The sequence below is a fragment of the Nonomuraea sediminis genome (genome assembly GCF_018531495.1).
Lineage (GTDB): Bacteria > Actinomycetota > Actinomycetes > Streptosporangiales > Streptosporangiaceae > Nonomuraea > Nonomuraea sediminis.
Map to the genome: position 1 here is coordinate 160,892 of NZ_JAHDTI010000015.1, position 12,708 is coordinate 173,599.

Consider the following 12,708-nt stretch of genomic DNA (forward strand, 5'->3'; position numbering starts at 1 on the left):
GCACGGGTCCTCAGCCGAAGTGCGGTGGGCGGCCGGTGGCGGCGGCCTTGCCGTACAGGAGAGCCCTACAAGACTCGCTGTACAAGAAGGCCCTGCAAGACGCGCGCACAGGACAGCCGTGTGAGGAAGGAGCGGGGCTAGAGGATCGTGGCGCCGGGGGTGGGGCCGGTGGTGGGGAGGGCGGTGCGGCAGGTGGCTGAGAGGGAGATGGACAGGTCGCGGGCGTGGGCGGCGTCGGTGGCGAGGAAGGCGCAGGTGGGGCCCGAGCCGGAGACGATCGAGCCGAGGGCGCCGAGTTGGCGGCCGGTCTCGAGGGTGCGGACCAGCGAGTGGCGCAGCATGATCGCGGCGGGCTGGAGGTCGTTGTGCAGCCGGGCGCCGAGCGTGCGGGCGTCGCCGGTGCGCAGGGCCTCGACGAGGGTGTCGTCGACCTGCGGCCAGCCGACGTGGGTGCCGGTGGCGTCGCGCATGAGGTCACATTCGGCGTAGACCTTGGCGGTCGACAGGCCGCCGTCGGCGAAGGCGAAGACCCAGTGGAAGGTGCCGCTCGTCTCCAGCGGCAGGAGCCGCTCGCCGCGGCCGGTGCCGAGCGCGGTGCCGCCGAGCAGGGCGAAGGGTACGTCGCTGCCCAGGTCGGCGGCGATCTCCATGAGGTCTTCGCGAGGCAGGCCGAGTCCCCACAGTTCGTTGCAGGCCACCAGCGCGCCGGCGGCGTCGGCGCTGCCGCCGGCCATGCCGCCCGCGACCGGGATGGACTTGCGGATGAGCAGGTCGGCGCCGTAGGTACGGCCGGCGTGCTTGGCCAGCGCCATGGCCGCCCGTACCGCCAGGTTGCCCTCGTCGAGCGGGACCTGGTCGGCCTGGGTACCCTCCACCCGGATGGTGATCTTCCCTGCCTCGACGGCCACCACCTCGTCGTAGATCGAGACGGCGTGGAAGACGTTGATCAGATCGTGGAAGCCGTCATCGCGCACAGGTCCCACGGACAGCTGCACGTTGACCTTCGCGGGCACCCTCACGGTCACCGTACTCACCGATCGATCGTATCGGGACCTGCGGGCATACCGACCGAGTGGCTGTCTCGGACAGTATTGGTCCTATGTCCTACACCATCGAGGTACCCCAGTGGCGGGGCTCGGGTTCGCCCACCGCGCGGCGGCTCGTCGAGGGCGCGCGGCTGCTCGCCGACATGGTCCCGGACGCGCACCGGGTCCGCGTCGAGGTCTCTGAATCTCTGTCCGACACGGCCTCCCGAGTACGGCAGGCCCTCCCGGAATCCGGTTTCGCCTTCACGGCGGGCGGCGACTGCGGCGTGGAACTCGAACCCGTCGCGGCGGCCCGCCGCCGTCACGGCGACGGTCTGGTCGTCGTCTGGTTCGACGCGCACGGCGATCTGAACACCCCCTCGTCGTCCCCGTCCGGCGCCTTCCACGGCATGGTCCTCCGCGCCCTGACGGGCGACGGCTTTCCCGAGCTGGTCCCCTCCGAACCGCTCGATCCGCGCCGGGTCGTCCTGGCAGGGGTACGCGACCTGGATCCCGCGGAGTCGTCCTTCATCGCGGAGTCCGGCATGCACCATCTGCCCGACCCCGCCTCCCTCGTCGAGACGGTCGCGACCCTGTCCCCCTCGGCGGTCTACGTCCACATCGACCTGGACGTCCTCGACCCCACCACGTTCTCCTCGGTCGGCACGCCCGCCCCCGGCGGCCTCCACCCCGATCAGCTCCTGTCACTGGTGAAGGGCCTGAGCGACCGCTTCGAGATCGCCGGCCTGGGCATCACCGAGTACGAACCCACCACCCCCGAGGACCAATCCCTCCTGACACCCCTGGTCGCCGCCCTCGTAGCCACCTGCGCGCAGGGGGCCTGAGGCGTAGCTCCGCTGGGCGCGGCCCTCCCACCGGCAGAAGTTCCCGGTCGAAAGGACTAGCCGGGGATCGGGTTACCCACGGGCTCCCACAACCTGGATCGGCGAGGGCGAAAGGAAGAGGTGAGCCTGATGGCCGACGATGAAGGCGAGAGTCTGATGCCGGATTTCGTCGTCGGCCGCGGTTATGCCTTCTACCAGGGCCCGTCAGTGGACAGCACTTTCCACCGGCACGCCGCCTTCCAGATCGCCATCGCCCCCGCAGGCGTGGTGGCCATGGCGGACTCCGACGGCGTACGCCACCAAGCGCCCGCGCTCGTCGTGCCGCCCATGGTCCGCCATCGGATGCTGGCGACGGCGGACCTTCGGGTGTTCTTCATCGAGCCGCAGTGTGCGCTGGCCGACCGCCTGCGCCGGCGTTACGGCCCCAGGATCACCGCCGCACCCGAACTGCGGCATCTCGACGAGACCGACGTTCGCCACGCCGGCGCCAGTCCGGCAGGCGAACTTGATCCCCGCCTGCTCGCGGCCATGGCGGCGCTGTCGGACGGGTCGGTGCCGCTGACGGAGGTGGCCGCGAGCGTCGGCCTGTCTCCCCAACGCCTGCGCTCCTTGGCCCGCAGCCAGTTGGGCATGCCCCTGGCCCGCTGGCGCGCTTGGCGTCGGCTGCGCAGAGCCGTCGAGGCGTTGCGCGAGGAGGAGTCACTGGCCGACGCGGCGACCATGAGCGGCTTCGCCGACCAGGCGCACCTGACCCGGTGGATGCGCGAGATGATGGGTCTGACACCCAAAGCGGTGAATCCGCTACTCAGGCCGGAACGCGACGTACACCGAGATCGAACCCGTGAGTGTCGGCACGACCTCGGCCTCCCTCACGTCGCGGAAACCGGCCTCGGCGATCAGGCGCGGCAGGACGCCCTCGGCGTTGGGCCGGGTGTCCTCGACCCCGTCCGCGAATTGCACCAGCCGGAACCCCAGCCGCATCAACCTGGTGCGCTGTAGCCCGTAGTCGGCGATCACCAGCTTCCCACCGGGCCGCACCGCCGAGTACATCGACGCGAGGACGGCCCGTTTCATCTCGAGCCGGCACTGGTGAAGCACCAGACTCGACACCACCGTGTCCGCGACGCCGGACCCGACGACCTGCGGCAGCGCGTCCCCCATGCCGATCTTCCACTGAACCTCGGCGCCGGAGTCCTCGGCCTTGCGCCGCGCCACCGCGATCACATTCGGATCCGGATCCACCCCGATGAGCCGCGCACGCGGCTCGACCCGGTTCAGCAGCAGCTCCGTCGAACCGGTGCCGCATCCCACGTCGACGATGACGTCCTCCGCCCGCGGCGCGACGTACATGACCATCAGAGTCCGCCACAGCCGTTCCCGGGTCAGCGCGACAATCGGATCGTAGAGCCGCGTGGGCCCCACACGCCCCAGCGCAGGAGTAAACGCATTTCCAGCCATACCCGAAGTCTCACCAGTACGGCACGCACCGTCTTGAACGAAACGCTCACCTCGCCCTCGCCACCGCAGCGAAGATCAGCCAGCGGAACCGCCTTCAGCGCGACTCTCCGCCGCCACCAGGACGCGCACATCACACCCTCAACACAGACCTCCTCGGCCAGCCGCCGCAGCGACGGCAGCAGTGGTTGTACGGCTTGCGCCAGCACGAGATGGTGTGGGCTTCCGCACGATCGAGAAGGCGTGGGACTCGGTCTGGCCGGAACCGCCTGCGACGATCGGAAGAACGCCGCGAGCTGACCGGTTGGCGTCACGGTCTGTTCAGGGCACCAGTGCCAGCTTGCCCACGGTGGCCCGCGCTTCAAGTTCCGCGAGTAGTTTCGGTCCCTCGGCCAGCCCATGCACGGTGGGCCGGCCGGGACCGAGCACTCCTGCCGCGAGGAGCCCGAACAGCTGACCCATGACCTCGCCGAAGATCTGCGGTGCGGCCTGGATCAGGGTCCCGATGTTCAGGCCGATGACGTGGATCTGGTGCTTGTAGACCAGTTCCCAGTTGGTGATCGCGGCTTCGCCGCCGGCCAGGCCGTACACGACGACCCGGCCGGTGACACGCTTGGCCGCGGCCAGGCTGGCGCCGAGGGTGGGGCCGCCGACCGACTCCAGTACCAGGTCGGCGCCCGCGCCGCCGGTCAGCCGCAGGACCTCGGCGGCGATGTCGCCGCCGCGGGAGTCGATGACGTGGTCGGCGCCCAGCGCCCGTACCACCTCGTGCTTGCCCGGCGAGGCCGTGGCGATCACCGTCGCGCCGTAGTGTTTGGCCATCTTCACCGCGGCCTGGCCGGTCCCGCCGGCCGCGGCGTGGATCAGCACGGTCTGCCCTTCGGTGAGGCCTCCCAGTGGCTTGAGTGCCGCCAGCGCCGTTGGCCAGTTCACGACCAGGCCCAGGGCCTGCTCGTCGGCCCAGCCCGTCGGCACCGGGACCGCGCCGGCTGCGGGCAGCACCATGTACTCGGCGAAGGCGCCGCCGTTGACGCCGACGCCGATGACGTGGGCACCGGGCTCCAGGCCGGTCACCCCCTCGCCAACGGCGGTGACTTCACCGGCGCCCTCGATGCCCGCCAGATACGGCGGCTGCGGGCCGCCCGCGAACGTACCTCGGGCCTGTGAGATGTCGACGAAGTTCACGCCGGCGGCGGTGACACGGATCAGCACCTCGCCCGGACCCGGGCTCGGTACCGGCGCGCCGGTGATCAGCCGTAGGTCCTGCGGGCCGTTCAGTGACGTCTGCTGCAGGGCGCGCATGGTGGAGGGGGTGTTCACGGCGGTCGGCCTTCCATTTGTTTATCGAACGACCAATAAACCGTGTCATGACGCCCAGCGAGGGTCAAGATAAAATTTGATCGAACGACAAAGAAGTCTGGAGGGACGCTGGATGGCTCCTCGCGGCAGGCCGCGTACATTCGACCCGGACACCGCCCTGCGCAAGGCGCTGGACCTGTTCTGGGAACGGGGCTACGAGGGCACCTCGCTCAACGACCTGGCCCAGGCCATGGGCATCGCCTCGGCCAGCATCTACGCCTGCTTCGGCAGCAAGGAGGACCTGTTCCGCAAGGTCATGGCGCTCTACGCCATCACCTCAGGCGAACCGCCCAGGCGCGCGCTGCGCGAACAGCCGACCGCGCGCGCCGCGATCCACACCATGCTGCGCGCCACCGCCGACGAGATCACCCGCCCCGACACGCCGCACTACTGCATGCTCATCCTGGCCGCGCCCACCGGCGCCGTGGAGAACCACGCGGTCAGGGAGTTCCTGGCCGACCGCCGGCGCGGCATGCTCGACACCATCAAAGACCGGCTCGCCCGCGGCGTCACCGACGGCGATCTCACCGCGCCGCCCGCCGGCCTCGACGCCATCGCCCGCTACTACACCACCGTGGTGCAAGGCCTCTCCATCCAAGCCCGCGACGGCGCCGACCGCGCCGAACTGGAAACGGTCATCACCTGCGCGATGGCCGCCTGGGACACACTCACCTCCCCACCATCACACCCAGAGAGCTAGCGAGCTCCTCCGCCTTGGTCCACGAAGTGGAACCCGGGACACGCACCTTGGGGGGCCTGCCGGCGGCGCCCGTGGAGTCCCAGGTCAGCGAGGGAGCGCGTGGAACACGGGGGTACCGGCGGCGTCCACCACGTCGAAGTCGCCCCCGAGCGCCCGCGCGCAGGGTCCCGCCCTTGACGCTGGTCCTGAACCGCATCCGGGCCAGTCTGCTGTCGGTCGCCGCCTGCCGGGTCTTGACCACGATCTGCTCGGCGAAGCCCTCGGCCCCGGCGCGAATGCGCAGGTCCACGTCCTGCAGCCCGGGAATCGCGCCGGGGTAGGTGGCGGTGTCCCCGTCGAGCACCGGCTCGGGCAGCGCCCCCGGCCACCCGAACGCCAACTCGGTGCCGTCCCTGACCAGCGTGGCCGGCGGCGCGTCGCCACCTCCGGAGAGCCTGAGCTCCATCGGTGTCGCCTTCGGCGCGACCACGCCGTCGGAGCGGCGCACGAGTTCGGTGTCGACGGGGGCTCAGTCCGTACCACGCTTGACCCATCTGGGCAGGAGGTACTCCTCGACCGTCGTCGACCCGTCCGGATTCGCCAGCACCCGCCGCGACTCCGCACGCTGTCCCATCACCTCGACTGGATGATCCGATGCGCGGGACAGGGCCAGCACCGTCCGCACCTGCGCCGATTTCCCTGATCGGCGCCGGGCACGTCGGCGTTGGCCGGCCGTAAGGACGTGATGACGAGCAGCGCACCCACCAGTCCTGCCACACCGCCGACACCGAGCGGTAAGAGAGGTCGGCATCGCGCCCTCACACGCATGTGCTTCTCTTCTCTTCGCCACCACTGCGCGAGTCGGCGGGAGTCCGTTGTAGCTACGGACATGAGCAACTCATTTATGCCAAATATCAACAACCAAGGCGTCAAACTGGCGGTTGAAGCGTCGCTAGAACGCCTGCCGTACGCTCGCGCCGGCGCCGCGCACGGGGGTAAACCCTCGCGGTAGCAGACGTCAACCCAGCGGTTGATCCGCGGCGGCGGCTGGGCGAATAGCATGCGCTGATGTGCGCGAAGGTCGTGTCGTCCCTCGTACGGCTGGCCGGCGTCAACCCGTTCCTGGTCGACCTGACACTGGGCGTGGTGATCGCCGCCAGCACCACGGTGTTCGAGTTCACGCTCTCCAGCAGCCAGGGAAGCGCTCCTGACGCGCTCTGCCTGGCCTTGATCGGCGTGACCAGCCTGGCGTTGGCGTGGCGCAGGCGGGCGCCGCTGATCGTGCTGGCCGTTTCGTGCGTGGGGGCGATCGTCTTTCACACGCTCGGTTACGAGTACCAGTTGAACAACTTCGCGTCCCTGTTCGCTCTCTACACGGTGGCGGCTCACCGCCTGCCACAGCTCTCCCTCCTGACCACGCTGCCCGTGGCGGCCGTGTGGTGGCACACCGCGCTGCTCGGGCCGGTTGACCTGGTCTGGCCGAGCATCGTCCAGGGCAGCCTCGTGATCGCCATCGCGTGGGCGTTCGGCAACAGCACCCGCATGCTGGCCGAACGCAACCGGCGGCTGGCCCACCTGGCCGAACGGCTGCAACAGGACCAGGGAGACCGAGCGCGACGCGCGGTGACGGAGGAGCGGGTGCACATCGCCCGCGAACTGCACGACATCGTGGCCCACCACATCTCCGTGATCGCCGTCCAGGCCGGGCTCGCGCGCTATGTGTCCCTGTCGGATCCGGCCACCGCCCGCACCGCGCTGGCCACGATCGCCGACACCAGCAGCGAGGCCATGGACGAGATGAGGCGGCTGCTGGCGGTCCTGCGCATCGAGGCCGACGACGAAGGCGACAGCTACGATCCCGCTCCCGGCCTGGGGCGGCTCGGGCAACTGGTCGAACGGATGCGCTCCGCGGGGGTGGAGGTGGACGTGGAGGTCACCGGCTCGCCGCGTTCCCTGTCGCCCGGGGTCGATCTGTGCGCGTACCGGGTGATCCAGGAGTCCCTCACGAACGTGCTCAAACACGCCGGGCCCGCTCACGCGCGGGTGGCACTGCGCTACAGCGTGGACGAGCTGGAATTACGGATCACCGACGACGGCCACGGCGCCGCGGCGGTCAACGAACCCGATGGCCACGGCTTGATCGGGATGCGTGAACGCGTCAGGCTCTACAGGGGAACGACCATCGCGAGAGCCCGGCCGCAGCGCGGATTCGAGGTCGTCGTGACCTTGCCCATGTCGGCCACAGCCTCCGACGATCAGTCCCCGACCTCACAGGGTGAGACATACGCATGATCAAGGTACTGGTCGTCGACGATCAGCCCCTGGTACGTGCAGGCCTGGCCGCGCTGATCCGCGCCGTGCCGGACCTCGACGTCGTCGGCGAGGCGGCCACCGGCGAGGAAGCGGTGCGCCTGGCTCCGGCGACCCGCCCGGACGTGATCCTGATGGACATCAGGATGCCGGGCATGAACGGGGTCACCGCCTGCGAACGTATCCTGGCCGCCGCCGACGACCATCAGCCCCGCGTGCTCATCCTGACGACGTTCGACCTCGACGACTACGTCTACAACGCCCTGCGGGTGGGGGCCTCGGGGTTCCTGCTCAAGGACACTCCGCCCGAACGCCTCATCGCCGCGATCCACACCATCGCCTCCGGCGACATGCTCTTCGCCCCGACCGTCACCCGGCGCCTGATCGAGACCTACACGCATCGTCCCGGCCCGGCCGCCTCCGGGCCCCTGCCCGACCTGGACCTGCTCACCGCTCGTGAGGTCGAGGTGTTCAAGCTGGTCGGGCAGGCGCTGTCCAACACCGAGATCGCCACCCGGCTGTGCGTCAGTGAGGCCACGGTCAAGACCCATCTCAACCGTGCCATGGCCAAGCTGTGCCTCTCGAGCCGAGCTCAGGTGGTCGCGCTCGCCTACGAGTCCGGACTAATCACACCTCGCGCGGCTCGCCGGTGTCCCCCATGAATACTCAGCCCCCGTTAACTACAGTTCCCTGCCCCGGAGAGGGAACCCCATAGGTTATTTCTTTACAGGACGGCGAGGCGCGCGGCGGCCCTGGCGCTGGGCGAGTTCTCCGTCATCCTCGGCTGGCCGGGTTCGCACAGCATGATGACGGCGAAGCGAAGCGGCCCGCGATCCTGGAGCCGCCGAAGTGCCTGGGGTGGCTTTGACGGTGAAACCCGACGTCGTTCAGGTGTTCGGGTAGGGCATGTCGGCGAAAGTTGGCGTCACTGAGACTGAGCAGGTGGCCCGCTCGTCGTGGAGTTGGCCTATCGGCTGGCAACCACGAACGGTAGCTGCAGAGTCAACTACCGTTCGACGGCGCCTGCTTGCTTGCTGTTCTCCTCTGCGCAGCGGTGAGCAGGCTCAGTGCGGAGGCGCGGGGTGTGGGGTCGGGTAGTGCGAGTGCGGCGGGGACGCGGATCGGTGGGTCGGGGTGGATGAGGGCGACGGCAGTGAAGTCTTGCGAGACGACGCCGGCGGGGAGCAGGGTCCAGCACCCTCCGGAGGCAACGGGTCCGGCAAGGAGGTCTTGGACTCGGGTCAGAGTCGGCCCCACGCGGGGGGTGAACCCGGCCGCTTGGCAGGCGGCCGTAATCAGGTCGTAGATGCCGGGGTTATCTGCGCGTTCGGATCGGGCCAGGGGGAGCTCAGCGAGCGTGGCGAGGTTGCCGGCGGTGCGGGCGTATGCGGCGGGGACGGCCAGGAGCAGCGGCTCGTCCCAGAGGTGGTGAACCCGCACGCCCGGGGTGTCCGGTGGCGCTGCCACGAATGCGGCATCGAGGTCGTCAGCGGCGAGGGCGGCGAGCTGACCGGTCGTTGAGGCGGAGCTTGTCACCTGGAGCGTGATGCCGGGGTGAGCGTCACGGACAGCGGCAAGAGCAGCTTCGATACGAGAGCTGAACACGACGCTGCTGCCGATGCGCAGTAAACCGGTGCTACCGACGGCGATGTCGACGGCCGCAGCGGCGGCACGGTCGATGCCGCGTAGCGCGCGGCGCGCGTGGACAAGGAATGCCTGGCCGTCCGGGGTGAGCCGGGCCCGACGGTGGGACCGGTCGAACAAGGTCAGTCCGAGTTCGCGTTCCAGCCGCGCGACCTGCTTGCTTACCGCGGATTGAACGATGTGCAGGGCCTCCGCGGCCCGGCCGAAGTGTTCACACTCGGCGACAGTGACGAAATAGCGCAGCTGCCGGACCTCCATCGCCACTGCCCTCCTCGCCTCGATCGATTCCTTTTGGTGATTGTTCCATGGCCGGGTTGGTCGTTGATCGGCCCTGGTGAGACCGACTGGAGTAGAGCGTGCGAGTAGACGTCATCAGCCGGCGTGGAAAGGGGTCAGCGTGGTGGAACTGGTGCAGGGCCTCGCCGGGGGGGCTGGTGACGTCGCAGGTGGTCGGGCTGATGCAGAAGCTGTTCAAACCGGGCCCGGAACGGGGCAAGGCAGCCGGGGCGTACAGCGCGATGGTCGCCACTGGCCACGGCCATCGGCCCGCTGGCCAGTGGTCTGCTGATCCAGGTGGGGGCTTTTCCGCTAACGAGGTCGAGGACCTCCCGAGGGGACCCTGACGTTGGGCGAACTTCGGTCCAGGTTGTTCAGGATCCCTTGAAGGAGGACGTCGTGGCCGCGGCAACAACGATCGTGAACGCGAAGGTATTCGACGGGACGAAGTCGCAGGACTGGACTTCGGTCCGGTTCGCTGACGGGCTGATCACCAAGTGCTCGGCCGCCTCGGCCGCCCAAGAAGGCGACGAAGTGATCGACGCGGGTGGCGGGACTGTGCTTCCCGGTCTGATCGACGCGCACGTGCACCTCGTTCCCGGCGCCCTCGCGCAATCGTTGACCTTCGGCGTTACCACCGTTCTCGACATGTTCAGCAAACCCGACCTGGTGGCCAGGGCCAAGGAGCAGGCCGACTCCTGTCCGGACGTGGCCGATGTGCGTTCCTCGGGTGTCGGTGCCACCGCGCCCGGCGGGCACCCGTCGATGATGTACGCCCCGTTCCCGACGTTGACCGCCGCCGGCCAGGCCGAGCAGTTCGTCGCGGAACGGATCGCGGAGGGCTCGGACTATCTGAAGATCTTCTCCGGCACCAGGGGTCTGTGGCCGTCGCTGGACTCCGAGACCATCAAGGCACTGGTCACTGCCGCGCACGCCCGCGGCCTGGTCGTCGTCGCTCACGTGAGCTCGACGGCCGGTGTCGAGGAGGTCGTGTCCGCCGGCGTCGACGTGGTGGCCCACGTCCCCGCGGACGCCGAGCTGGACAAGGCCCTGGTCGAACGCATGGCCGAGGCCGGAATCGTGGTCGGTCCGACGCTGGCCACCGTCGAGAACACCCTCGGTGAACCGGGTGGCGCAGCAGTGGCAGGAGACCCGCGGCTCGCTGATGCGCTCGGGGACGCCTGGGCACGTCGGTTGACCTCGGGCGCCTCGGGATGGCGTGGCCGGGAAATGCCGCCCTACTCGCGGGCCGAGGACAACGTGCGGCGACTGGCCGATGCGGGGGTCACCTTGCTGGCGGGCACCGACGCTCCGAACCCGGGGACCGTGTTCGGAGCAAGCCTGCACCGGGAGCTGGAACTCCTTGTCCGGTGCGGCATCAGCCCGGCGCAGGCCCTGGCCGCTGCCACAACCGAACCGGCGCGAGTGTTCGGTCTCGCCGACCGAGGACGTGTCGCGGCCGGGCAGCGCGCGGACCTGATCCTCGTGTCCGGTAACCCGTTGACGGACATCACCGCAACACGCGCGATCGAGCGGATATGGCGCGCGGGCATAGCCTGCGATCGACGCGCCTTCGTCGCGAGCGCTGCCGAAGCTGAGCAGATCGACGCTTTCGACGCTCAGGTCGCCGGGGCCGTGGCAGCCGTGCGCGAACGCTGGTCCAGCTTCGACCCGAGGAAGGCCCCCTGAAGGCGGTTGATCCTCTGCTGATCGATGAGCTGGGGTACATGACACTTGATAAGAAGGGGGCGAAGCTGCTGTTCCGGGTCCTCACCGAACGTGTGGAGACCAACAGCATCGCCATCGCGTCCAACGCCAGCTTCAGTGAGTGGACAAACACGTTTACCGACCCGCGCCTGTGCGCCGCGATCGTCGATCGGTTCACCTTCGGCGGCAACATCATCGAGACCGGTACCACCTCCTACCAGCTTGCCCACACAAGGCCAAGCCTGACCTTGGCACGCATATCGAGATCATCCCGTGACGCCGGGAGGACAAGATCTCTTCCCATGAAGCGTCTGGTAGTCATTGCCGCCGCGGCCGGGGTCGCCACGTTCCTCGCCGGCGCCGGTCAGGCTCAGGCCGCCGCACCGGCTGACCCGGTCACGGCACTGAAGAAGCAGTTCTCCCCAGGACGGGGCGTCCGGGTCACTGAGACCACCACGTCCACCATCACCGGCATCACCGGCGCCATCACCTCCAGGACCACCGGAGTGATCGGATTCGGAAAGTCCTCGGCCGTGGACTACGACCTCGTGTCGAAAACGAAGCTCACCGACAGGCAGAAGGCCGACGCCAAGCTGAGCCAAGATTACGAACCACCCATCATCCACGCCGTCAGGGTGGGCCGCTCCACCTATGTCCAGGGCTTCACCTGGGGGACCGCGCCCGAGGGCAAGAGCTGGATCCGGTTCAGCGGCAACTCGCATTGGGGCAGCGATGGGCAGCGCGGCAGTCAGTTCGTCGACGTTCTGAATCCGGCGATCTTGCAGAAGGTGATCACGAAGGCCGCCGTCGCCAAGGCGGGCGAGTACCGTGGCACTCTCACCTTCCACAACGGGTACCCCTCCGACCCCGACAAGATCTCCTTCAGGCTCCTCGTCAACCGCGATCAGCTACCGGTCCGCCTGATCACGGAGTACACCGTGAAAACCAAATTGCCCAACGAGGACGGCAAGCTCGTCAAATCCACGGAGCACTCCATCATCGACACGCGCTACAGCGACTGGGGCATCAAGGTAACGGTCGCGAAGCCCCCAGCCCGCGAGATCGTCGACTTCGACGACCTGGATTGGCCGCCGATCGACCAGGGCCCGATCAGCGTGACCGACCGCATCCAGGTCGCCCCCCTGCCGAAGAGCTGATACTGCCCGCAGTGCGCGGCGGGGCATCCGAGAGCCCGGCAATCCCGCCGCGCGACGCTCCGCGCGGCAGGACATCCGTGGCCGAAGCCCGACAATCCCGCCACACGATCCTCCACGCGGCAGGACATCCGTGGCCGAGATCCTGGTAATGCGGCCGAGCAGGAGCAGGCTGTCGATCTCCGAAGTCTGCTGCACAGATGTCCGGAGTTGTCTGCACCCCTGGGGCGTCGAACCTACGGTCTGGCATGTCG

At 68.8% G+C, this 12,708-nt stretch carries 11 protein-coding genes and 1 pseudogene; 7 read left to right on the forward strand and 5 right to left on the reverse strand.

The features are described from left to right. Window positions 1-137: 137 nt before the first annotated feature. Entirely contained in the window at window positions 138-1,025 is an 888-nt protein-coding gene (locus tag KIK09_RS46375) for a 4-(cytidine 5'-diphospho)-2-C-methyl-D-erythritol kinase (protein WP_214326060.1), read from the reverse strand. Window positions 1,026-1,099: 74 nt separating this feature from the next. Here KIK09_RS46375 and KIK09_RS46380 point away from each other — a divergent pair, with 74 nt between their 5' ends. Both KIK09_RS46380 and KIK09_RS46385 read left to right on the forward strand, forming a co-directional pair. Next, window positions 1,100-1,870, forward strand: coding sequence for an arginase family protein (locus KIK09_RS46380; RefSeq protein WP_214325935.1), 771 nt, complete (start codon window positions 1,100-1,102; stop codon window positions 1,868-1,870). 129 nt (window positions 1,871-1,999) lie between these two features. Continuing rightward, window positions 2,000-2,869, forward strand: coding sequence for a helix-turn-helix domain-containing protein (locus KIK09_RS46385; RefSeq protein ID WP_250574867.1), 870 nt, complete (start codon window positions 2,000-2,002; stop codon window positions 2,867-2,869). A gap of 12 nt (window positions 2,870-2,881) precedes the next feature. Here the strand turns inward: KIK09_RS46385 and KIK09_RS58590 are convergent. After that, window positions 2,882-3,328, reverse strand: a pseudogene (locus KIK09_RS58590) (class I SAM-dependent methyltransferase); the annotation flags it as partial. 318 nt (window positions 3,329-3,646) lie between these two features. Beyond that, a complete protein-coding gene (locus tag KIK09_RS46395) occupies window positions 3,647-4,645 on the reverse strand; it encodes an NADPH:quinone oxidoreductase family protein (RefSeq protein ID WP_308164708.1) in 999 nt (332 codons plus the stop codon). Between the two features lie 112 nt (window positions 4,646-4,757). Between KIK09_RS46395 and KIK09_RS46400 the strand changes: the two genes are divergently transcribed. Continuing rightward, window positions 4,758-5,384: a TetR/AcrR family transcriptional regulator gene (locus KIK09_RS46400; RefSeq protein WP_214325937.1), complete on the forward strand. Its 627-nt coding sequence runs from the start codon at window positions 4,758-4,760 to the stop codon at window positions 5,382-5,384. On the opposite strand, the gene KIK09_RS46405 is transcribed toward KIK09_RS46400, so the two are convergent. After that, on the reverse strand, window positions 5,353-5,829 hold the full coding sequence (locus KIK09_RS46405; RefSeq protein WP_214325938.1) for a hypothetical protein: 477 nt from the start codon (window positions 5,827-5,829) through the stop codon (window positions 5,353-5,355). The two genes, KIK09_RS46400 and KIK09_RS46405, sit on opposite strands and share 32 nt — an antisense overlap. 602 nt (window positions 5,830-6,431) lie before the next feature. Between KIK09_RS46405 and KIK09_RS46410 the strand changes: the two genes are divergently transcribed. Further along, window positions 6,432-7,655, forward strand: coding sequence for a sensor histidine kinase (locus KIK09_RS46410; RefSeq protein ID WP_214325939.1), 1,224 nt, complete (start codon window positions 6,432-6,434; stop codon window positions 7,653-7,655). Continuing rightward, window positions 7,652-8,335: a response regulator gene (locus KIK09_RS46415; protein WP_214325940.1), complete on the forward strand. Its 684-nt coding sequence runs from the start codon at window positions 7,652-7,654 to the stop codon at window positions 8,333-8,335. The genes KIK09_RS46410 and KIK09_RS46415 overlap by 4 nt, the downstream gene beginning before the upstream one ends. Before the next feature lie 340 nt (window positions 8,336-8,675). Here KIK09_RS46415 and KIK09_RS46420 read toward each other — a convergent pair whose 3' ends face one another. After that, window positions 8,676-9,575, reverse strand: coding sequence for a LysR family transcriptional regulator (locus KIK09_RS46420; RefSeq protein ID WP_214325941.1), 900 nt, complete (start codon window positions 9,573-9,575; stop codon window positions 8,676-8,678). A gap of 417 nt (window positions 9,576-9,992) precedes the next feature. Between KIK09_RS46420 and KIK09_RS46425 the strand changes: the two genes are divergently transcribed. Together KIK09_RS46425 and KIK09_RS59720 are read left to right on the forward strand one after the other, a co-directional pair. Then, window positions 9,993-11,282 (forward strand): amidohydrolase family protein, encoded by a 1,290-nt coding sequence (locus tag KIK09_RS46425; protein WP_214325942.1) that lies wholly within the window; start codon window positions 9,993-9,995, stop codon window positions 11,280-11,282. Between the two features lie 14 nt (window positions 11,283-11,296). After that, window positions 11,297-12,457 carry an ATP-binding protein gene (locus tag KIK09_RS59720; RefSeq protein WP_275956535.1) on the forward strand — a complete coding sequence of 387 codons (1,161 nt, stop codon included), beginning with the start codon at window positions 11,297-11,299 and terminating at the stop codon, window positions 12,455-12,457. The last annotated feature ends 251 nt before the right edge of the window (window positions 12,458-12,708 follow it).